At 63.5% G+C, this 22,153-nt stretch carries 19 protein-coding genes; 10 read left to right on the top strand and 9 right to left on the bottom strand.

Features of this window, described 5'->3' with window-relative positions:
* The first annotated feature begins 8 nt into the window (after positions 1–8).
* Complete coding sequence (locus QB898_RS06245; protein WP_279524251.1) at positions 9–857, top strand: zinc ribbon domain-containing protein; 849 nt, start codon at positions 9–11, stop codon at positions 855–857.
* Positions 858–1,746: 889 nt separating this feature from the next.
* On the opposite strand, the gene QB898_RS06240 is transcribed toward QB898_RS06245, so the two are convergent.
* Together QB898_RS06240 and glnA are read right to left on the bottom strand one after the other, a co-directional pair.
* Positions 1,747–2,274 (bottom strand): hypothetical protein, encoded by a 528-nt coding sequence (locus tag QB898_RS06240; protein ID WP_233199952.1) that lies wholly within the window; start codon positions 2,272–2,274, stop codon positions 1,747–1,749.
* 214 nt (positions 2,275–2,488) lie between these two features.
* Positions 2,489–3,904, bottom strand: a complete 1,416-nt coding sequence (gene glnA, locus QB898_RS06235; RefSeq protein ID WP_279524250.1) for a type I glutamate--ammonia ligase — start codon at positions 3,902–3,904, stop codon at positions 2,489–2,491.
* Positions 3,905–4,426: 522 nt separating this feature from the next.
* Between glnA and QB898_RS06230 the strand changes: the two genes are divergently transcribed.
* From QB898_RS06230 to QB898_RS06195, 8 genes are all read left to right on the top strand, one after another.
* Entirely contained in the window at positions 4,427–5,077 is a 651-nt protein-coding gene (locus QB898_RS06230) for a mechanosensitive ion channel domain-containing protein (protein WP_279524249.1), read from the top strand.
* A 226-nt stretch (positions 5,078–5,303) separates the two neighbouring features.
* On the top strand, positions 5,304–5,798 hold the full coding sequence (locus QB898_RS06225) for a hypothetical protein (RefSeq protein ID WP_279524248.1): 495 nt from the start codon (positions 5,304–5,306) through the stop codon (positions 5,796–5,798).
* Positions 5,799–5,927: 129 nt separating this feature from the next.
* A complete protein-coding gene (locus tag QB898_RS06220) occupies positions 5,928–6,911 on the top strand; it encodes an alpha/beta hydrolase (protein ID WP_428982746.1) in 984 nt (327 codons plus the stop codon).
* A gap of 652 nt (positions 6,912–7,563) precedes the next feature.
* Positions 7,564–8,493: an ABC transporter permease gene (locus QB898_RS06215; RefSeq protein WP_279524246.1), complete on the top strand. Its 930-nt coding sequence runs from the start codon at positions 7,564–7,566 to the stop codon at positions 8,491–8,493.
* Between the two features lie 4 nt (positions 8,494–8,497).
* The gene (locus QB898_RS06210; RefSeq protein WP_279524245.1) at positions 8,498–9,295 is read left to right on the top strand and encodes an ABC transporter ATP-binding protein; all 798 of its coding nucleotides are present in this window, start codon (positions 8,498–8,500) and stop codon (positions 9,293–9,295) included.
* A 336-nt stretch (positions 9,296–9,631) separates the two neighbouring features.
* On the top strand, positions 9,632–10,438 hold the full coding sequence (locus QB898_RS06205) for a thiazole synthase (protein WP_050714297.1): 807 nt from the start codon (positions 9,632–9,634) through the stop codon (positions 10,436–10,438).
* A 270-nt stretch (positions 10,439–10,708) separates the two neighbouring features.
* A complete protein-coding gene (locus QB898_RS06200) occupies positions 10,709–12,256 on the top strand; it encodes a 2-isopropylmalate synthase (RefSeq protein WP_279524244.1) in 1,548 nt (515 codons plus the stop codon).
* 163 nt (positions 12,257–12,419) lie between these two features.
* The gene (locus QB898_RS06195; RefSeq protein ID WP_050714295.1) at positions 12,420–12,635 is read left to right on the top strand and encodes a hypothetical protein; all 216 of its coding nucleotides are present in this window, start codon (positions 12,420–12,422) and stop codon (positions 12,633–12,635) included.
* A 54-nt stretch (positions 12,636–12,689) separates the two neighbouring features.
* On the opposite strand, the gene QB898_RS06190 is transcribed toward QB898_RS06195, so the two are convergent.
* The 7 genes from QB898_RS06190 to QB898_RS06160 form a co-directional block, all read right to left on the bottom strand.
* Positions 12,690–13,235, bottom strand: a complete 546-nt coding sequence (locus QB898_RS06190; protein ID WP_050714294.1) for a DJ-1 family glyoxalase III — start codon at positions 13,233–13,235, stop codon at positions 12,690–12,692.
* Between the two features lie 503 nt (positions 13,236–13,738).
* A complete protein-coding gene (locus QB898_RS06185; RefSeq protein ID WP_050714293.1) occupies positions 13,739–14,827 on the bottom strand; it encodes a sulfate/molybdate ABC transporter ATP-binding protein in 1,089 nt (362 codons plus the stop codon).
* Positions 14,828–14,926: 99 nt separating this feature from the next.
* Positions 14,927–15,118, bottom strand: a complete 192-nt coding sequence (locus QB898_RS06180) for a hypothetical protein (RefSeq protein ID WP_279524243.1) — start codon at positions 15,116–15,118, stop codon at positions 14,927–14,929.
* A complete protein-coding gene (gene cysW, locus QB898_RS06175) occupies positions 15,115–16,080 on the bottom strand; it encodes a sulfate ABC transporter permease subunit CysW (RefSeq protein ID WP_279524242.1) in 966 nt (321 codons plus the stop codon). Before cysW ends, QB898_RS06180 begins: the two co-directional genes overlap by 4 nt.
* Positions 16,077–16,913: a sulfate ABC transporter permease subunit CysT gene (cysT, locus tag QB898_RS06170; RefSeq protein ID WP_050714290.1), complete on the bottom strand. Its 837-nt coding sequence runs from the start codon at positions 16,911–16,913 to the stop codon at positions 16,077–16,079. The genes cysW and cysT overlap by 4 nt, the downstream gene beginning before the upstream one ends.
* 28 nt (positions 16,914–16,941) lie before the next feature.
* On the bottom strand, positions 16,942–18,306 hold the full coding sequence (locus tag QB898_RS06165; RefSeq protein ID WP_279524240.1) for a S1 family peptidase: 1,365 nt from the start codon (positions 18,304–18,306) through the stop codon (positions 16,942–16,944).
* Positions 18,307–18,326: 20 nt separating this feature from the next.
* Positions 18,327–19,325, bottom strand: a complete 999-nt coding sequence (locus QB898_RS06160; protein WP_050714289.1) for a sulfate ABC transporter substrate-binding protein — start codon at positions 19,323–19,325, stop codon at positions 18,327–18,329.
* A gap of 428 nt (positions 19,326–19,753) precedes the next feature.
* On the opposite strand from QB898_RS06160, the gene pbpC reads away from it, so the two are divergent.
* Positions 19,754–22,045 (top strand): penicillin-binding protein 1C, encoded by a 2,292-nt coding sequence (pbpC, locus tag QB898_RS06155; protein ID WP_279524239.1) that lies wholly within the window; start codon positions 19,754–19,756, stop codon positions 22,043–22,045.
* Positions 22,046–22,153 lie beyond the last annotated feature (108 nt).

The raw sequence follows: 22,153 nt of genomic DNA, 5'->3' as shown, positions 1-22,153 counted from the left end.
GCCTTGCCATGAGCACCATCTTCTGCCCCAACTGCGGCGCTCCCAACCGCGAAACCGCCAAATACTGCGGCAAATGCGCCGGGCTGCTCGCCCCGCTTTCGCCCGCAACCATGGTCATGGACTACGAGCCAGAGCGCAAACGCAGGCGCAGGCGCCGCAGCGGCAGCAGGCGCGCCGCCCGGCCCGCCAAGCGTTCGCCCTGGCCCTTCGTGCTCATCGTGTGCCTGGCTTTGGGCGCGGGCTTGGCCAGCGCATGGATCACGCAGCAGTACGCCGCCCGCAACGCGGCGCCCGCCCCTGCCCTGCAAGCCGCCGCCCCGGCAGCAGCCACACCCCCTCCGCCGCCCGCGCCTGCTCCCGCCGCACAAACGCCTGCTCCCGAACCCGCGCCCAGCCCGGCGCCTGAAGACGCAGCCACGCCAGATACACCTGCACCTGACGACAGCGCCGCACCTTCGCCAGCAAACGGCGAAACCGCCAGCCAAGCCGCCGATGAAGAGCAGGCCCCTGCGCCTGCCGTCGAAACGCCTGCCGCCACGGCTCACGCCCAGCCGGCTGCCCGCCTTGAGCGCCGCAAAACCCTGCCGCCAGGCAACCGCCGGGCAGCCGCGCCCAGGCCCGCCACGGCGCCCGCGCACGCCGCCGCCCCTCTGCCTGAGCCGCCGCCTGCGGCAGCTCCCACACCCGTTGCGCCGCCTCCGCCCACCCCCGCGCAAGCCTGCGCAGGCCGCCAGTTCCTGGCCCGCTCCCTCTGCCTGCAACAGGAATGCAGCAAGCCGGGCATGGGCCGGCACGCCGTCTGCGTACAGATGCGCGAACGCGAACGCGCGCTCCAGCAAGGCAGCGGCGGCGCGTGACGCGTCTCACCACATGAAAAAGGGCTGCCTGAAAGCAGCCCTTTTCTTTTCCAGCCGTCCCGCTATCCAGCGCAGCCAGACCATCACGCGCGCAGGCATGGCGAAGCGCCAGACGCATTCAATGGCTTATTCCCGGCTCGAATTTCGCTCCTCTATTTATAGCTATACGTCCTAGTCAAATGGGCGCGAGCGCCTTTTTGGCATCCCCAAATTCGCTCCTCTTTTGTGATTGCCCATCCAGCTGCCGCAGCAGCTTTGCCAGACCCGCCGCGCAGTCCTGCCTTCTTTTCCTGATTTCTTCCTCTCCATAAAGCACAGGAGAAGCGCCATAAAAATAAAACGGGTCTGTCTATATAGCGCATTTGGGTTAATAAGCAGCTTGCTCCAGGTTCTTGCATAGCTCATGCACGCGAAAATGCGCTTTATTATCGGCGCGATAATCCTGTTCAGGCGCACCAACCATGATGCGTGACATGAAATTGCCCCCCTTAAATTGCCGCCTTCATCGCCATGGGAAAACCGTTCGCAAACACGCAATCAAAATACTGATTCAGAATAGCAGAAATGCTTTGCAATATAAAAATCGGAGCCAATGCTGTTAATTCGCCTTGCTTGTTGCCTCCTTCGCGTCGCGCCTTCTGCTCTCTAGCTGGCAAGTGCTTTTATGGCAGCCATCCGGGCAGTTTCTTCTACTCTGGAAGCGCTCTTGCTCCGTGATGACTTCGCCAGCCGCCGATTGAATGCACCCGGGCGCTTTCTTTCTCTGGCTTGCAAACTGCGATGTTCGCCCGAGGAAGACGCCGCAAAACAGGCTAAAGGGCATGAAAAAACGCCCTTCGAATCTGATGATTCTCCGGGCGTTTGCCGAGGGCGTTTCAATGAGCCGGCATCACGAGCCTTTCTGGAAGCGCGCCAATTCGCGGCGTATGCCTTCGATGTCGCTCTTGTTGCGGTCAATGGCGTCTTTCATCTTGCTGACGCGGTCGTTATAGAAGGCGGGGTTGCGCATTTCAATCGCATTCTTTTCTGGCTGGCCATTGTTGTATTCGCGCTCCAGCTGGGCCTGCACGCTCTCGGCGCGTTGCAGCTCGTTTTCAAGAATGGCGCGCGCATCGGCATCGCGCGCGCGCTGGGCAGGCGAATCATTGCGGGGAGCGGCGGATGCGCTGCCGCCGCCACTGCTGCTGCCGCCACCGCCGCTGGCGCGCGGGGCGGCATTGCCGGGGGCGCGATAGCCGCTGATGACCGTTACGTTGCCGCCTTCGATCAGCTTGCAGTCCTTGCGCTTGTCCACCTTGCCGTTGGTGTACTCATTGCCGCAGCGGTAGATGCGGTCTTGCGCGGCAGCTGGCGCTGCGGCCATGGCGGCGCAGGCCAGAGCGGCAAGAAAACAGGCAGATGCAATGGGTTGTTTCATGGGTGCGGCCTTCATCTCGAATGAGGGAATTCACAAAGTATCGTTGATACAGCCTGTTTCAACAAGCCGGAGATTTGTAAAAGGGAAAGGACGGCACGGGCCGTCCTTGGCGCTGCCCTTTCCCTGCGCGGCTGGGGCGCAGCCGGAGCGCGCCAGAACCCGCTCAGGGCCTGGCTGCGCTTTTCGTGCCCTTGAACGGACCTTGAACAGGTTTTCAGAGCGAGAAATACATGTCGTATTCCACGGGATTGACTTGCACGCGCACGCGGTTGACTTCAAGCATTTTCAGCTCGATGAAGGCATCAAGCATGCTGTTGGTGAAAACGCCGCCTTTGGTGAGGAAGGCGCGGTCAGCATCCAGCGCCAAAAGCGCCTGGTCAAGGCTGTGGCACACGGTGGGCACCAGGCGGTCTTCTTCAGGCGGCAGGTGATAGAGGTCTTTGGTGGCGGCTTCGCCGGGGTGGATTTTGTTTTCGATGCCGTCCAGCCCCGCCATCAGCAAGGCGGCAAAGCACAGGTAGGGGTTGGCCATGGGGTCGGGAAAGCGCGCTTCCACGCGGCGCGCCTTGTCGCTGCTGACATGCGGGATGCGGATGGCGGCGGAGCGGTTGCGGCCTGAGTAGGCCAGCTTCACGGGCGCTTCAAAGTGCGGCACCAGGCGCTTGTAGCTGTTGGTGGTGGGGTTGGTGATGGCGTTGAGCGCGCGCGCGTGCTGGATGATGCCGCCGATGTAGTAGAGCGCATCGTCTGACAGGCCCGCGTAGCCGTTGCCCGCAAACAGGTTGCGCCCGCCTTTCCAGATGGACTGGTGCACGTGCATGCCGCTGCCGTTGTCGCCGTGGTAGGGCTTGGGCATGAAGGTGGCGGTTTTGCCGTAGGCGCTGGCCACGTTCCAGATGACGTATTTCATGCGCTGCGTCCAGTCGGCGCGCTCGACCAGCGTGCTGAAGCGGGTGCCGATTTCCATTTGCCCCGCGCCGCCCACTTCGTGGTGGAACACTTCCACGGGGATGCCCAGCTCTTCGAGAATCAGCACCATTTGCGCGCGCATGTCTTGCGCGCCGTCCACGGGCGGCACGGGAAAGTAGCCGCCCTTGACGCAGGGGCGGTGGCCGAAGTTGCCGCCTTCCATGTCAGTGCCGCTGTTCCACGGCGCCTGGTAGGAGTCCACTTGGTAGAAGGTGTGGTTCGGCTCGGTGCCCCATCGCACGTTGTCAAACACGAAAAACTCCGGCTCGGGGCCGAAATAGGCCGTGTCGCCCACGCCGCTGGCTTTCAGGTACGCCTCGGCGCGGCGGGCGATGGAGCGCGGGTCGCGGTCATAAGCCTTGCAGTCATCAGGCTCCAGCACGTCGCAGGTGAGCACGAGCGTGGGTTCTTCAAAGAAGGGGTCGATGAAGGCGGTGGCCGGATCGGGCATGAGCAGCATGTCAGACGCTTCAATGCCCTTCCAGCCCGCGATGGAAGAGCCGTCAAAGGCATGTCCATCGCTGAATTTGTCTTCATCAAAGGCCGAAACGGGCACGCTGGTGTGGTGCTCTTTGCCCAGCGTGTCGGTGAAGCGCAAATCAACGAACTTGCATTCGTTTTCGCTCACCAGTTTCATGACATCGGCGACGGTTTTTGTCATTCAGAAATCTCCTGCGAAAGTGGGATAAGCGGCGCAGCAGGCCGCAGAAACGCACGCACGGCCCAGCGCACCATCAAGCGCCCCATTGTGCCGCGCGCCTGCACGGCTGGCAGCGGCAGGCTTTGTGAAACGCATGACGCGCTTTCAGCGTGCGCCAGAAAACCGCTCGCGATCCGCGCAGCCCCACCAAGCTGCCGCAGCGCTTGAAGATCACAAGCGTCATCGCACAAAACTTATACGCCCAGCAACATGGCAAGGCCGGGGGCCATTCAGAGGTTGTCCTTGGCCAGTGGCGAGCGCTACCTTGGGACTACCACAGGTCTGCAACACCTTTGCCCGCTGGCGTCAGCGTGGCGTGTGGGATGTGCTGCTGGCGCTGCTGCGCCAGCAAGTGCGCGCCAAGGCAGGCAGGCGGGCCAGGCTACGCTGCACACCGTTTTTTGCGCCGCAGCCTGACAATCCGCCGCCTGGCAGAAAAAACCGCCGCGCGCCGCGCTGGCGAATACCTCATCGACACAAGCAATGACCCATCTCTGGAATGAATACCTCGCCACCTTGCCCGCTTCGCTGCGGGAGTGGATGCGGGGCCTGCTGCCGCTGCTGCAAATTCTGCTGATCGCCATTGGCGCCGTGCTGTTGCAAAGGCTGTTGCGGCGCGTGACGAACCGCGTGGCCGAGCGCTACCGCCTGCCCGCCGAATTCAACTTCATCGCCCGCCGCCTGCTCACCTTCGTGGTGTATGGCAGCGCCTGGCTGCTGGCGCTGGAGCGCCTGGGCGTATCGGGCGCGGTGCTCTGGAGCGCCTTCACTGGCTTTGCCGCCGTGGCCGCCGTGGCCTTTTTTGCCGCGTGGAGCGTGCTGTCCAACATTTTTTGTTCGCTGCTGATATTCACCACCGGCATATTCAGGCTGAATGACCGCATTGAAGTGCTTGAAAACGGCGAAAAAGCCGGCCTCAAAGGCCGCGTGATAGACATCAACCTGATCTACACCACGCTCGAGGAAAGCGGCAATGGCCGCGAAGGCACTGTGCTGAAAGTGCCCAACAGCCTGCTATTTCAGCGCGCCCTGCGCCAATGGCGCGCCGGCTCGCAGCAAGTGGCTGTGCCTGCGCGGCCTTATCACGAAACACCGCCCGAAGAGCCGCCGCAAGAGCCAGCAAAAATGAATTGAACGGTTGATTGAAGTGACGCCCGTTCCCTCGATATAAAAAGACCGCATTCATTTTGAATCACATATGGACTCGTATAGGGATGCAAAAACATTGACGTTATTGAAGTCAAACTGAGCGGCCCCCACGCCAGCGGCGCCACGCCGCCGCTTCTTAGCGGGCGCTGGGGGTCCAAAATTGAAGGCTGATCAGGCTGGTGATTCAGCCCATCTTTATGTCAGGCATATGATGAAAATCATTGACAGATGTTCATGCGGCTCCATTGGCTTTGGGGCCGTTTTTTTTCTTTTCTTGTGGAGCGTAGCCATGCTGACCTCTCATGCCGCTGAAAATTTTCTGTCATCATTTCCTGCGCCAGCCTATTCCAGCCCGGCCTCTGAAGACCTGCCTCAAGCTCGCGCGCTGAAGCAGCATGTGCGCGACTTCGTTTCAAGCCAATATCATGTCAGTTCGGAATATCCGCCGCGCTTTTTCAAAGTAGCGGCGGATGCGACTCCCGACATGATCAGAAAAAATTTTTCCAATTGGGTGATCGAACATGGCAGCAAATCGTTGCCTTTTGATGGGCCGGAATTGTTCGATCATGATTTGAATATTCTTGCCTTGTTCGAGAGCGGCCTCATGTGGAACAGAAAGATATTCGGCATCGCCATGTCGGAAACGCATCCAGGGCAGATGGAAGATGCTTTGGTAATCTATTTTGTTCTGGAGCCGGCAAGCTGATGGCCGCGTTCCGCTTTCCGTTCAGCAGCTTGCATGTGAAGCGGACAAAATGCCCTTCATGACCCAATGAAGCGCAGGGTCGCGCGCGCTCCGGAAAACGATTTTTTTGATGGGCATGAAAATCATCGGATGACCGCCACGCCATCCGCGATTTCAGAAACCGTGCTGCCCCGTCAACTTACCCCTGCCATGCGCGCCCTGCTGGAACGCATGGGCCGTGCAGGCCGCCCGCCCCTCGAAAGCCTGCCGCCTGCACAGGCGCGCGCCTTTTATGAGCGCAATGCGGGCGTGCTGGACATTGCCCCCGCGCCCCTGCCGCGCGTGCAGGATGTGCGCATCCCGGCCCGGGACGGCGCCGCTTTGCACGCGCGCCTGTACGCACCCCGCCCGGCTGAAGAAGGGCCGCCGCTGCCCGCCCTGCTGTATCTGCATGGCGGCGGCTTCACGCTGGGCAGCGTGGCCACGCATGAGAGCCTGTGCCGCGCGCTGGCTGCGCAAAGCGGCGTGGCCGTGCTTGCGCTGGACTATCGCCTGGCGCCCGAGCACCGCTTTCCCACTGCCGTGCATGACGCGTGGGACGCACTGCGCTGGCTGGCCGCTGAAAGCGCCGCCCTGGGGCTGGATGCCTCACGGCTGGCTGTGGGGGGCGATTCGGCGGGCGGCACGCTGGCGGCGGTGGCGGCCATCCATGCACGCGATGAGGGCCTGCCGCTGGCGCTGCAACTGCTGATCTACCCCGGCACAACGGCGCATCAAGACACCGAATCACACCAGCGCCTGCGCCACGCGCCGCCGCTGACCGAAGCGGCCATTTCCTGGCTGTTTGGCAACTACATCGCCCCGCAAGAACGCACCGACTGGCGCTTTGCCCCCCTGCTGCATGACGACGTGGCAGGCGTGGCGCCCGCCTGGCTGGCCCTGGCCGAATGCGACCCGCTGGTCGATGAAGGCCTGGCCTACGCCGACAAACTGCGCATGGCGGGCGTGCCCGTGCAGCTGGAGCTGTACCGGGGCATGGTGCACGGCTTCATCCAGTTTGGCCGCGTCATTACCGAGGCGCTGACGGCCCAGAAAGACGCCGCTGCCGCGCTGGCGCAGGCGCTGCTGGTTTGAGGGGGCTGTTTACCGTCTGCCCGTGGGCGCAAAAAGCGTGGATTCGGGCAGTCTGCGGCGTGTTGCCAATCCTCGCTGTGCTGCGCCATTGGGCCGTAAAGCCCGTTTAACCCTCACGGCCAGATTGCAAGCAGGTTCTGAAAAGAAGGGCCAGGCGCAAGCTGGAGACAGGCAGGTATTTTGCTCCTATATCACTAGCATAGTGTCCTAGTGGAAACTGCGCGAAGCTTCATTTTCACACCCTTCGATTTGCTCCTTTTTCTGATGTTATCTGCCGGGCAACAGGCGGCTTCTGCGTCGAGCCGGCGGCCTGTAGCCTGCGATGGCCGTGTCTGAAACGGGCAGGGCGAAGCTGGGGGCGGATGAAGCGTGCGGGCCCCGTGACGCAGCCTTCCACCCGGCCTGCGCTTCTGGCTTGTGCTTGCGCGCCCACGGATGGATTGCAAACAGGCCCTGATTTCTGCGGCCCGTCTCGCACGCCGCGCGGGCATGCCGCGCCCTAAAATCCGCGCCGTTTTTGTTTGCCGCGCGCGCCGCCAGCCTTTGCCGCTGGCGTTTTTCATGGCGCGGCGCTTTTTCATGCTTTTGCCCACGAGTTTTGCCATGCCCCATTCACTGACCGGCGCCGCGCCGCTGCCGAGGTAAGGCCGCCATGTCGCTGTTTTCTTTCATGGGGGCGCTGGAGATGGGCTTCATCTTCGCGCTGGTGGCGCTGGGGGTGCTGTTCTCGTTTCGCATTCTGGACTTTCCCGATCTCACGGCCGATGGCAGTTTTCCGCTGGGCGGGGCAACGGCGGCGGTGCTCATCGTGGCGGGCTGGAACCCCTGGCTGGCCTGCCTGGCTGCGGCGGCGGCGGGTGCGGCGGCGGGGCTGCTGACGGCCTGGCTTTACGTGCGGCTGGGCATCATGCAGCTGCTCGCTTCCATCCTGACGATGATTGCGCTGTATTCGGTGAACCTGCGCATCATGGGCGCGCCCAATCTGTCGCTGCTGGGCGAGCCTTCGGTTTTCTCGCCCTTTCTCACCGATGACAACGCCATGTGGGCCAGGCCGCTGGCGCTGGGGCTGGTGGTGCTGGCGGTCAAGCTGGGGCTGGACGGGTTTTTTGCCTCGCAAACGGGGCTGGCGCTGCGGGCCACGGGGGCCAATCCGCGCATGGCGCGCGCGCAGGGCGTGCCCACGGGGCGGCTCACGCTGGGGGGCATGGCGCTGTCCAACGCGCTGATTGCGCTGGGCGGCGCGCTGTATGTGCAAGTGCAGGGCGGGGCCGACGTTTCCATGGGCGTGGGCACCATCGTCATTGGCCTGGCGGCGGTGATCATTGGCGAGACGCTGCTGCCCGCGCGCCTGATCTGGGTGGTGACGCTGGCCACGGCGCTGGGTGCGCTGGCGTACCGCCTGTTCATCGCGCTGGCGCTGGAGGCCGATTTCATCGGCCTGCAAGCGCAAGACCTGAACCTGGTGACGGCCACGCTGGTGGCCGTGGCGCTGGTGCTGCCCAAGATCAAGGCGCGGCTGTGGCCGCGCCGCGCCGCGCCCGCATCGTCACCAGCCACCCGCGCAACGCAAGCAAAGGGCTGACGCCATGCTCCAAGCCAAGGCATTGCACAAAACCTTCAACCCCGGCACGGTGATCGAAAACCACGCGCTGCGGGGCCTGAGCCTGACCATTGACGAGGGCGAATTCATCACCGTCATCGGCAGCAACGGCGCGGGCAAATCCACTTTTCTGAACGCCATCAGCGGCGACTTGAAGGTGGACGAAGGCCAAATCATCATCGACGGCCAGGACGTCACCCGCAAAACCGCCTGGCAGCGCGCCGCGCAAGTGGCCCGCGTGTTCCAGGACCCCATGGCCGGCACTTGCGAGAGCCTGAGCATCGAAGAAAACCTGGCGCTGGCCTGGCAGCGCGGCCAGCGCCGCCATCTGCTGCGCCGCGCCGTGCGCGCCAGCCAGCGCGCGCTGTTTCGCGAAAAACTCGCCACGCTCGGCCTGGGGCTGGAAGCGCGCCTGACCGACCGCATGGGCCTGCTGTCTGGCGGGCAGCGGCAGGCGGTGAGCCTGCTGATGGCCTCGCTCCAGCCCTCGCGCCTGCTGCTGCTGGACGAGCACACCGCCGCGCTCGATCCCAAAACCGCCGCCTTCGTGCTGCGGCTGACCGACCAGATCGTGCAAAGCCAGGGCCTGACGGCGCTCATGGTCACCCACTCCATGCGCCAGGCGCTGGACCACGGCACCCGCACCGTCATGCTGCATCAGGGGCAGGTGGTGCTGGACGTTCGCGGCGCCGAGCGCGCCGCGCTGGACGTGCCCGATTTGCTCGCCATGTTCAGCCGCGTGCGCGGCGAAGCGGTGGACGACGACAAACTGCTGCTGGGCTGAAAGGCTTGCGGAAAAAGGCCGCCTTCAGAGCCATTTTTGTTCTCTTTTTTCGCTCCTTGATTGATAGCGTGAGGTCCTAGTGGAAAGGGCGCAAACGCCGTTTCAAAGCCCCTGAATTTGCTCCTGTTTTAGTTAAATACAGCCTTCGCGCTGGCGAACAAGGCGCGCGCTTTTGTGAATGAAGGCGCAACGCGTGGAGATGAACGCCCCCGCTTGCGACGGCGGCAATTGCGGCTGCGGAAAATCAGGCGCCGCAAATTGCCCGGAGCCGCGCTTTTCGCGCCTGCGGGCCGATTGCAAACAGGTTTTCTCCATCAGCAACGCAAAAAACACACCATGCAGACACCGCAAGACCTCTGGCGCGTGGGCGACATCGCCTTCAGCAGCCGCTTTCTTCTGGGCACCGCCCGCTACCCGTCCCCTGCCGTGCTGCGCGAAGCCATGCGCGCCGCAGGCAGCCAGATCGTCACCGTGGGCCTGAAGCGCCAGACGGCGGCCAGCGGCAGCGACAACGGCTTCATCGACATGGTGCGCCAGGCCCTGCGCGAAACCGGCGCGCGTCTGCTGCCCAACACCGCCGGCTGCGCCAGCGCGCGCGAAGCCGTGCAGCTGGCCCACATGGCGCGCGAGCTGTACGGCACGCCGTGGATCAAGCTGGAAGTCATCGGCGACGACTACACCCTCCAGCCCGACCCGCAGGAGCTGGTGCGCGCCGCCGCCGAACTCGTGCGCGAAGGCTTCACCGTCTTTCCCTACTGCACGGACGATCTGGTGACCTGCCGCCGCCTGCTGGATGCGGGCTGCCCGCTGCTCATGCCCTGGGGCGCGCCCATCGGCTCCGGCCAGGGCCTCACAAACCCCTTTGCCCTGCGCCTGCTGCGCGAGCGCCTGCCTGAGGCCACGCTCATCATCGACGCGGGCATTGGCGCGCCCAGCCACGCCGCGCAAGCCATGGAAATGGGCTTTGACGCCGTGCTGCTCAACAGCGCCATCAGCTACTCGCCCGACCCGGTGCGCATGGCAGGCGCCTTCCGCCAGGCCATCGAGGCGGGCCGCGCCGCGTACCGGGCGGGCATCATGGCCAAGCAAGACTTCGCCGTGCCCAGCACGCCCGTCACGGGCAGCCCGTTTCTGATTGGCTGAAGCCGCCGGACATGTGCAAGCCAGGCCAGGCAAGCCGGGACAAGCGCTGTGCTACATTCCGCCGCCATGTTCCACAGCGCCCTTTGCCTGCTACTAGCGCCCCGCGCGGGCGGCGGCATGGGCGCGCGCCTGGGAAGCTGACGGCAGCTTTTCCACGGCGCATCCTTTTTTCCCATTTCCGCAAAACGGCCCGCATGCATTCGCAGCGGGCCGTTTTTTTGTCTGGCGGATGCGTTTTTCCAACTTTCGGCATCTACAAGGAGAAAACCCATGACCGAGCAACTCATCATTTTTGACACCACCTTGCGTGATGGCGAGCAATCGCCCGGCGCGAGCATGACGCGCGATGAAAAACTGCGCATCGCCCGCCAGCTGGAGCGCCTGCGCGTGGACGTGATCGAGGCCGGCTTTGCCGCCGCCAGCGAGGGCGACTTTGAATGCGTCAAGGCCATTGCCGAGGCGGTGAAAGACTCCACCGTCTGCTCGCTCTCGCGCGCCAACGAGCGCGACATCACCCGCGCCGCCGAGGCCTTGAAAGGCGCGCAGCGTGCGCGCATTCACACCTTCATCGCCACCAGCGCGCTGCATATGGAGAAAAAACTGCGCATGACGCCCGGGCAGGTGCTCGAGCAGGCCCGCCAGTCGGTGCGGCTGGCGCGCAGCCTGTGCGCCGACGTGGAATTCAGCCCCGAAGACGGCTACCGCAGCGACCCGGACTTTCTTTGCCGCGTGATTGAAGCGGCCATTGCCGAAGGCGCCCGCACCATCAACGTGCCCGACACCGTGGGCTACGCCATACCGGAACTGTTTGGCCAGTTCATCCGCAACCTGCGCGAGCGCGTGCCCAACAGCGACCAGGCCATCTGGAGCGTGCACTGCCACAACGACCTGGGCATGGCCGTGGCCAACAGCCTGGCGGGCGTGAAGATAGGCGGCGCGCGGCAAGTGGAATGCACCATCAACGGCCTGGGCGAGCGCGCGGGCAACTGCGCGCTGGAAGAAGTGGTGATGGCCGTGAAAACGCGGCGCGACTACTTCGGGCTGGACGTGGCCATTGACACCCGCCAGATCGTGCCTGCCAGCCGCATGGTCAGCCAGACCACGGGCTTTGCGGTGCAGCCCAACAAGGCCGTGGTGGGCGCCAACGCCTTCGCGCACGCCAGCGGCATTCACCAAGACGGCGTGCTCAAGGCGCGCGACACCTACGAAATCATGCGCGCCGAAGACGTGGGCTGGACGGCCAACAAAATCGTGCTCGGCAAGCTCAGCGGCCGCAACGCCTTCAAGCAGCGCCTGGACGAGCTGGGCGTGCACTTTGGCAGCGAAAGCGACATCAACGTGGCTTTCTCCAAATTCAAGGAACTGGCCGACCGCAAGAGCGAAATCTTCGACGAGGACATCCTCGCGCTGGTCAGCGACGAAAGCGTCACGCCCGGCAAGGAAGCCTACGGCCTGGTCTCCCTGGCCCAGCGCAGCGAAACCGGCGAGCGCCCCAGCGCCAGCATCGTCTTCACCGAAAACGGCCAGGAGCGCCGCGCCAGCGCCGAAGGCAACGGCCCCGTGGACGCCACCTTCAAAGCCATCGAATCGCAAGTGAACAGCGGCGCGGAACTGCTGCTTTTTTCCATCAACGCCATCACCAGCGGCTCCACCGAAAGCCAGGGCGAAGTCACCGTGCGCCTGCAACACGCAGGCCGCGTGGTCAATGGCGTGGGCGCCGATCCGGACATCGTCATCGCCGCCGCCAAGGCCTACCTGAGCGCCTTGAGCCGCCTGCGCGGCAAATCCGAAAAGGTGAAGGCGCAAGACTGGATCTGAACGGCCGCCCCGGTTCGCCAGGCTCCCGCCGCCAGAGCCGGAAACGGGGCCGCGAGCCAGAAAAAGGAACGCGCAGCCCGGATAATCCGCCGCGCGCTTTCCTGTTCTGCTATCTGTTTTTTCCCCCCCTTTTTTCCAATCCGCAAGCGAAAGGCACTGGTCCATGCGAACTGAAATCTGGCTGGCCCTGGGCATCATCATCGGCGCGCTCGTCGGCTGGGCGCATGGCCGCGCTGAAGGCGAGCTGGTCATCGGCATTTTCTTTGGCGTCCTCGCAGGCGCCATGGCGGGCCTGTTCCTGCGCATGGCGCTGCCGCCCAAATACAAGAAAAAGCCGCAGGCGGACGAGCCGCCTGCCGAAGAGCGCAAACCGCGCTGATTTCTTCAAAGGCCGGGCTTTGCCGGCCTTTTTCATGGGCCAAACCGCGCGCGGTCAGTGCGCCAGCAGCAGCTGCCCGGCCACCTCGTCGCGCTTGGCTTTGCCAGCCAGCTGCTCCACCAGCGCCAGAGCGAAGTCCAGCGTCAGGCCGGGGCCCCGGCCCGTGGTGACAAGGCCATCGACAACCACGGCGCTGCCCGCCTGCAGGCGCGCGCCAGTCAGGCGGTCTTCAAAACCGGGGTAGCAAGTGGCGCTCTTGCCTTGCAGCAGGCCGATGCCGCCCAACAGTGCAGGAGAGGCGCAAATGGCCGCCACCTTGCCGCCTTGCTGCGCAAAAGCCAGCAGCCGCTGCTTCAGGCCATCATGCTCGGCGTACTTCACGGTGCCGCCAGGCACCACGAGCATTTGCGCGGCGCTGAAATCGGCCATTTCAAACAGAACGTCGGCCTGCACCGTGACCTGATGGCCGCCTGTCACCTGCCGCTCGCCCGTGAGCGAGACGGTCTGCACGTCCAGTTGCGCGCGGCGCAGCACATCAACCGTGGCCAGGGCCTCGATTTCTTCAAAGCCAGTGGTGAGAAAAACGAAAACGTGTGCCATTGAAGCTCTCCTTTGGGTGGTGGAAAAAAGGAACGGGTCCACAGAGTCTGCGGATTGTCAGCCGCAGCTTTGCGGAAAGGTTTTTCTGCGGCGGGGCCTGCGACGCTTCCAAAGACCATTTGCGCGCGCAACAGCCAGTGGACGGGAATATGCCAGGCAGCGCCCTCTGGAGAAGGCACTGGCGTGACCGACTCAGAAACTGCCAGCGAGCGCGGTTTGGCACGAACGGGCCGCGAGTAGAAGATGCAACCCTGCACTCGACTACCGCAGCGCCAGCACACCCGCGCTGGCTGGGCTGCTACAAGGAGAGCGTCAGAAACAGGAGCAAATTTGCGGGGCAGAAATGCCGTTCAGCGCTGATTCCACTAAGACATAATGCTATTAATAGATGAGCAAAAAAAGCCATTGCTGCTTCTCCCCGAGCTCCTTATTTCGGCCCGCTTTCTCACAGCCGCGCTGCCGCGTCTGCGGCCAGATCGGGAGCTGGCGCCCGGAACAGACGCTCAAATCATGGCCGCCGGATCGTCGGCCATGTTGACGAACACGCGCGCGCGGCGGGGGCTGATGCGCACGGCGTCGCCCTCTTTCAGGCCCAGCGCCTGCCATTCGGCGACGGGCAGGTGCGCTTCCAGAATCTGGCCGCGCGGCTCCAGGGCGCTGAGTTCGAGCCGGGCCAGGGGGCCGATGACGAGGGCGCGGTCCAGGCGCGCGGGCAGGCCGCTGGCGCCGGGCGCATCGGCGCTGACGGCCAGGTCGGCGGGGCGCACGAAGGCCAGGGCTTCGGCGTCGGCGGCGTGGGGCGCGTCGGGCGCGGCCAGTTGCCAGTCGCCCACTTGCATCTGGCCGCCGCTGGCGCGGCCATGAAAGAGGTTCACGTCGCCCAGAAAGCCATAGACGAAGGGGCTGGCGGGGTGCTCCCACACTTCTTGCGGCGTGCCTTGCTGTTCGATGCGGCCTTTGTTCATGACGACGACGCGGTCGGCCACTTCAAGCGCTTCTTCCTGGTCGTGCGTGACGAAGATGCTGGTGACGTTCAGCTCTTCGTGCAGGCGGCGCAGCCAGCGGCGCAGTTCCTTGCGCACCTTGGCATCGAGCGCGCCAAAGGGTTCGTCCAGCAGCAGCACTTTGGGGGCGACGGCCAGCGCGCGCGCCAGGGCGATGCGCTGGCGCTGCCCGCCCGAGAGCTGCGAGGGGTAGCGGCCCGCCAGCCAGTCCAGCTGCACCATTTGCAGCAGCTCGTGCACGCGCGCCTGGATGTGCGCTTCATCCGGGCGCTCTTTGCGGGGCTTGACGCGCAGGCCGAAGGCCACGTTGTCAAACACGGTCATGTGCCGGAACAGCGCGTAGTGCTGGAAGACAAAGCCCACGCCGCGCTGGCGCACGTGGACATCGGTCGTGTCCTGGCCGCCAAAGAGGATTTGCCCCGTGTCGGCGCTTTCCAGCCCGGCGATGATGCGCAGCAGCGTGGTTTTGCCGCAGCCCGAAGGCCCCAGCAGCGCCACCAGTTCGCCGCTGCCGATGTTCAGGCTGACGTCGCTCAGGGCCTGGAAGTTGCCGAATTGCTTGCTGATGTGCTGAATGTCGATGCTCATGGGTGTTTCGGGTGTGTGTCTGCCAGCGGCCACGAAGCCGGTTTTTTTGCTCCCGGTTTCATAGCGTGATCTCAAGATAGGGCTGCGGCAAAGGCCGTTTCAGGCCTCTTCAATTTGCTCCTGTTTCTGAAGCCCTGCGCGCGCCTGCCATGCGCCAATCAGCCCATACGCCGCGCCCGCCAGCAGCAGCGCGCCGGCCCAGCCGGGGGGCAGGTATTTGCCGGCGGCGATGGCGGCCAGGCACAGGGCGCTGGCGGCCGAGGCGTGAACGAGGGCGCGGCGGCAGGTCATGGCGCAGTCCTTTCAGCGGGCGGGGCGGCAAGAGGGGCGGGTTCGGGCAGGGCGGCGGCGTCTTGCAGCTCCTTGGCGTGGCGCCACTCCACCAGGGTTTTGAGCGCGAGCGTGACCAGCGCCAGCAGCGCCAGCAGGCTGGCCACGGCAAAGGCGGCCTGGCCCTGGTATTCGTTGTAGAGCACTTCCACGTGCAGAGGCATGGTGTTGGTCTGCCCCCGGATGTGGCCGCTGACGACCGAGACGGCGCCGAATTCGCCCATTGCCCGCGCGTTGCACAGGATCACGCCATACAGCAGGCCCCAGCGGATGTTGGGCAGCGTCACGTGCCAGAAGGTCTGCCAGCCGCTGGCGCCCAGCACCTGCGCGGCCTGCTCCTCGTCGCTGCCTTGCGCCTGCATGAGCGGAATCAGCTCGCGCGCAATGAAGGGAAAGGTGACGAACACCGTTGCCAGCAAGATGCCCGGCACGGCGAAGATGACCTTGATGTCATGCGCGGCCAGCCACGGCCCCAGCCAGCCTTGCGCACCAAACACCAGCACGTAGCACAGCCCCGCCACCACGGGCGAGACGGAAAAAGGCAAGTCGATCAGCGTGATGAGAAACGGCTTGCCCCGGAACTCGAAGCGCGCCACGCACCAGGCCGCCGCCACGCCAAACACCAGGTTCAGCGGCACGGCAATGGCTGCCGTCAGCAGCGTCAGCCGCACGGCGGCCAGCGCGTCAGGCTGGCGCAGCGCCTCCACATAAGCCTGCCAGCCCGCGCCCAGCGCCTCGGCAAACACGGCCGCCAGCGGCAGCGCCAGAAACAGCGCCATGAAGCCAAGCGCCAGCGCCGTGAGCAGCCAGCGCACGGGCGCGCTTTCGGTGGTGCGCACGCGCTTGGGAACGGCGGGCGCGGCGGATGCAGGCGCAGCAGATGCAGGCGCGGTAGATGCAGATGGTTTCACGGACGCGCTCATGCGGCCTCTCCCTTGCGCCGGCGGCCCCAGGCTTGCAGCGCGTTGATGGCCAGCAGCATGGCAAAGGAAATCAGCAGCATCACCGTGGCCACGGCGGCGGCGCCCGCCGTGTCGTACTGCTCCAGCTTGCCGATGATGATGAGCGGCGCGATTTCGGAAACCATCGGCATGTTGCCCGCGATGAAGATGACCGAGCCGTATTCGCCCACCGCGCGCGCAAACGCCAGCGCAAAGCCCGTCACCAGCGCAGGCGCGATGGCCGGAAAGATGACGTGGCGAAACGTCTGCCAGCGCGTCGCGCCCAGGCAGGCGGCGGCCTCTTCCAGCTCTTTTTCCGCCTCTTGCAGCACCGGCTGCACCGTGCGCACCACAAAGGGCAGCCCGATGAAGATGAGCGCCACCACGATGCCCGCCGGCTTGAACGCCAGCTCCAGCCCCAGCGGCTCCAGCCAGCGCCCCACCCAGCCATTGCCCGCCAGCACCGCCGCCAGCGCAATGCCCGCCACCGCCGTGGGCAGCGCAAAGGGCAAATCCACCAGCGCATCGGCCAGCTTGCGCCCCGGAAATTCATAGCGCACCAGCACCCAGGCCAGCAGCAGGCCCGCCGCCACGTTCACCAGCGCCGCCGCCAGCGAAGCGCCAAACGTCAGCCTGAATGCCGCCAGCACGCGCGGCGCGGACACCGTGGCCCAGAAATCGCCCCAGCTCATTGAAAGCGAATAAGCCAGCAGCGCGCCCAGCGGCATCAGCACCACCAGGCCCAGATAAAGCAGCGTGTAGCCCAGCGTCAGGCCAAAGCCAGGCAGCACGCGAACCGTTTTACGGGGCCGCATAAATATACCTATATATTAAGTAATTATATTAGTAAATGCTTGCTAATTCTACTTTATACTCTTCAAGTATAAAATTAATTGGAACAAATGCAGTAATAGGAGCAGGTACGCTACCGAAAGATCCAGTGAATGCACATATATCTGTACTGGCTACAACAATACCTACTGCTAAATTTCCACCTCTTTCCGTGTTTCCTGTTACTACTGGGCCGCCAGAATCTCCAGGCTTACTACACACAGATAAAGACGAAATATTTCTTATTTGCCTTCCATTGTAAAAATATGTCGCATTGATAGTAGTAGTTTTTCCACATTTCCACCCACTGACTGCACCGGCAGCACAGTATTGCTCATGAACTGAAGGATTTTTGCTTCCAACTATTAATCCCTCTCTTCTGATTTCACTTCTCCAGTATACAGGTGATCCAGAATAAGTTGGACTAATAATGTATACATATTTACCAGGAGTACTATGCTTAAAATTATCGTTCCCAATAATTCCATAATCTGTCCTATCGCCAGACATAAAAACTGTATTTGAAATGGCTCCATAAAAATCTCCACCGAACCAACCAAACTTCTGTGTATCCATTTTGTCCCCTGCCTGGCCGCAATGCCCAGCTATGATAGTGAATGGAAAAATTCCGCCAACCACATTAAACCCAGCCGTACAAGTGATACCTCTATAGGATAAGCCAGCTTGAGTTGTATTTCTTAAAGGCATTCCTGCCCAGAGATCTGGCGATGCAGTCGCACTCATTGGGCTAGAAACTTTAAAATAAAATAGGATTTTACTAAGCTCGCCATCACCTTGAATGATATTTCTAATAGATTCTATTGCTTGCGGCTCCGTAAATATAATAAATTTTTGTTGTATGGTGTCATATCCTACCCCCACTAAACCTCTGATGCCAGAATCCCAAATTTTATTGGCGATCCTTGAGTTCATAGCACTTATTTCCTTCTTATTATAGAGAGAGGATTCAAAAATAACACCAGAAAATCTCTCTTCAATATTTTTCTTTTCTTTCTCATTTAGTCCCTTGATCCATATATGCAAGACTGGTTCGCCAATCTGTGCATCATCAACATCTCCGCCAGAAAATCTTAATGGAAACTCATTTTCTATTTCTGTTGCCAGTTCACTCAAGCGGCGAGCCCTCCTCATGTGTTTCAATGCATCTGCATCTGGTATATCATCACCTTGCAATTTTTTTCCATTCATTTTATATCTTTTGGCCTCAATTTCAGGCACACTCTCAGCCAGTGATTTTTTATACTCTTTTAAATAAGGTGGAATAAAGTTCTCATCATTAGTTTCAAGATTGTCTTGAGCATTCACATGGCCAATCAAAGAAATTAATAAAACCAATACGAATGACTTAACTCTCATATTCATCTCCCAAGTAAGAATTACCTGCCGGCAGGCTGGTAGAGCTTGTCGAACTGGCCGCCGTCGTTGAAATGCACTTTCTGCGCTTCACCCAGCGAGCCGAAATACTCTTTCACCGTGAAGAGCTTCAGGTTTTTGAAGGTGTCGGCGTGCTTTTTCAGAATGTCCGCGTTGCGCGGGCGCAAGCCGTGTTTGGCGGCAATTTCCTGGCCTTCGTCGGAATACAGGTAATCCAGATACGCCTTGGCTTGTGCGGCGGTGCCTTTTTTCTTCACCGTGCGCTCGACCACGGCCACGGGGTTTTCCGTGACGATGCTGGCCCAGGGATAGACCACTTCCACGCGGCCCTTGCCGAATTCGCGCTCCACCGACACCACTTCGGACTCGAAGGTGATGAGCACATCGCCCACGTTGCGTTGCAAAAACATGCCCGTGGCGTCGCGTCCGCCGCGCGCCAGCGCGGGCACGTTTTTGTAGAGCCGCGCCACAAAATCGGCGGCCTTGGCGTCGTCGCCGCCCTTGGCGCGCGCCTGGCCCCAGGCGGCCAGATAGGCCATGCGGCCATTGCCGCCCGTTTTGGGATTGACGACAACCACTTTCACGTCGGGGCGCGTCAGATCGTCCCAGTCCTTGATGTTTTTCGGGTTGCCCTTGCGCACCAGAAACAGCATGGTCGAGGTGTTGGGCGCGGCTTCGTGCGGGAACTGCTTTTGCCAGTCGGCGGCTACGGCGCCTTTGGCGGCGAGAAAGTCCACATCGGTGGTTGTGTTCATCGTCACCACATCGGCCTCCAGCCCGTCGGCCACGGCGCGCGCCTGCGTGCTGGAGCCGGCGTGCGACTGATCGACGCGGATGTCCTGCCCCGTGCTTTGCTTGTAGTGCCTGATGAAGGCGGCGTTGTAGTCGCGGTAGAACTCGCGCGTGACGTCGTAAGAGGCGTTGAGCAGCGTGGTTTCGGCATGGGCCGCGCCAGCGGCGGCCAAAACGAGGGCGGAGGCAATGAGCTTGAGCTTTTTCATGGGGGGCCTTTGAAAACGTGAAACAGGCGCTGGGCGCCCGAGGCCCGCAAGTGTCACAACGAAGCCTTCAAACTCAAACGAATTTTTTATTGTTTTTTTATAGGGCGGCGCATCTATGGCCGCCGCCGGCCAAGCCGCTTCCGGTTGGTTTTTGCCTTGCTCCTGTGCCTTGCCCCTGAAGCCTCGCCCCTGAAGCCTCGCCAGAACGAAGCGCCGGTTCGCTGCCTGAAACCCGGCCCATGGCCCGCCCCGATTGGCCGCGCCTGCCCAGCCACATCAGAAACAGGAGCAAATTCAAGGGCCTTGAATGCCGCCTTGCGCAATATCCACTAGGACCTCATGCTATGGATAAAGTAGCTAAAAATGCCGCGCTTTCAACCCTGCGGCCAGCGCCCTGTGAATGTGCCGCGCCGCCACAATCGCGCTCCATGTTCCGCCCTTCGCTCCGATGCCTTCTGCCTTCTTTTCTGCCCGCCTTCTGGTCCGCTGCCTGGCTGGCGGCCCTGCTGGCTGCCGCCCCGGCCCATTCCAGCAGCGCGCCAACATTCGCGCAGGTCAAGGCGGATTTCCGTTCTTCCGAAACCTGGCTGCTGGATCGCAGCGGCCAGCCGCTGCACCGCCTGCGCACCGATGACAGCGCGCGCCGGGGCGCGTGGGTGGCGCTGGCCGACGTGTCGCCCGCGCTGCGCCAGGCGCTGGTGCTCTCGGAAGACAAGCGCTTTTACGAACACAGCGGGGTGGATTGGCGGGCCGTGGGCGCGGCCGCCTGGGGCAATTTGTGGAACGAGAAAACGCGCGGCGCCAGCACACTGACCATGCAGCTGGCCGGTCTGCTCGATGATGACTTGCGCCAAGGCGGCAGCGGCCGCAGCCTGCGCCAAAAGCTGGGGCAGGCCATGATGGCGCGGCGGCTGGAGGGCGGCTGGCGCAAGGACGAAATCCTGGAGGCATATCTGAACCTCGTGCCCTTCCGGGGCGAGCTGGTGGGGCTGGACGCGCTGGCGCGCACGCTGTTTGGTAAAGCCCCCCACGGCCTGAACGACGCCGAAGCCGCGCTGGCCGCCGCGCTGGTGCGCGCCCCCAACGCCAGCGCCGCCCGCGTGGCGCAGCGCGCCTGCGGCGTGCTCTCGCTCATGCGGGCCGGGCAGTCCGCCGAAGAAAAACGGCAGGGCTGCATCACGCTGGAGCTGCTGGCCGCTGGCGCCCTGCCCCGCCGCGCCTGGCCCGCCAGCGAAGGACCAGCCCCCCACCTGGCCCGCCGCCTGATTGCCGAGGCCGCCCGCGCCGCGCCCGATGGCCTGCCCCCGCCTGCCGTGCCCAGCACGCTGGACGGCCCCACCCAGCGCCTGGCCCTGCAAACCCTGCGCCAGCACCTGCGCGAGCTGCGAGGCCGCAACGTGCAAGACGGCGCCGTGCTGGTGCTGGACAACGCCACGGGCGAAGCGCTGGCCTGGGTCGGCTCCAGCGGCAGCGATTTGAGCCAGGCGGCAGAGGTGGACGGCGTGACCGCCCTGCGCCAGCCCGGCAGCGCGCTCAAGCCTTTTCTCTACGCGCAGGCCATTGCCCAGCGGCGCATCACGGCAGCCACGCTGCTTGACGACTCCCCCGCGCGGCTGCAAACCGGCGGCGGGCTTTACATCCCGCACAACCATGACCGGCGCTACCACGGCTGGGTCTCGGCGCGCGTGGCGCTGGCCTCATCGCTCAACATCCCGGCCGTGCGCGTGCTCGGCATGGTCTCGCCTGAAGCCTTTCACCGCCAGCTGCACGATCTGGGCATGCGCCTGCCCGAAACCAGCGGCTACTACGGCCTGAGCCTGGCGCTGGGCAGCGCCGAAGTCACACTGCTGCAACTGGCCAACGCCTACCGCGCGCTGGCCAATGGCGGGCGGCTGTGCCCCGTACGCCTGCACCGCGCCAGCGCAGCGGAAAAAGCCGCGCCCTGCCCTGCCGCGCTGGACGCAGGCGCCGCCTTCATCGTGGGCGACATCCTCTCCGACCGCAACGCGCGCGCCCTCACCTTCGGCATGGACTCCGTGCTGGGCACGCGCTTTTGGAGCGCCGCCAAAACCGGCACCAGCAAAGACATGCGCGACAACTGGGCCGTGGGCTACACCCCGCGCCACACCGTCGCCGTGTGGGTCGGCAACGCCAGCGGCCAGCCCATGCACGACGTCAGCGGCGCCAGCGGCGCGGCCCCCGTCTGGGCCGCCCTCATGCGCCACCTGCACCAGCTGGCCCCATCGCCCGCGCCCGCCGCGCCCGAAGGGCTGGAGCGCGTGAGCGTGCGCTTTGACAACCCGCCGCACGGCGAGCCGCCCCGCGCCGAATGGTTTCTGCCCGGCACTGTGCAAGCCCTTTTCGCAAGAGATTCGGCGCAAAGCGCACAAGACGCACCGCAGGCCGACGCCGCCAGCGCCCCCAAGCCCCGCATCACCAGCCCCGTCAGCGGCTCCATCATGGCGCTGGACCCCGACATCCCCCCCGCCAACCAGCGCCTGCGCCTGACCGCCGCCGTGCCCGCCGGCGCCGCTGCCCGCGCCCTGCGCTGGCAAGCCGCAGGCCGCACCATCGGCCACGGCCCCAGCGCCGCCTGGCTGCCCCTGCCAGGCCGCCACACCATCCGCCTGCTCGACCGCCACGGCCAAGTGCTTGACGAAACGCACATCGAAGTGCGCGGCGCGGCCTTGCGCGTGAACGCGCCCGCCCCGCCCCGCTAAAAAGCCGCACGCGGCAGCGCCAGCAAGCCCGAATCAGGCGGCGGCGCGCAGGCATCCGCCGAAGAAGCCGAAGAAGCCGGAGGGGCTGAAGGGGCCTGAGGGGCCGTG

This window comes from Ottowia cancrivicina (assembly GCF_029813755.1).
Lineage (GTDB): Bacteria > Pseudomonadota > Gammaproteobacteria > Burkholderiales > Burkholderiaceae_C > Ottowia > Ottowia massiliensis.
The sequence above is the reverse complement of the archived record's forward strand: the minus strand, read 5'-3'. Positions and strand labels throughout refer to the sequence as shown.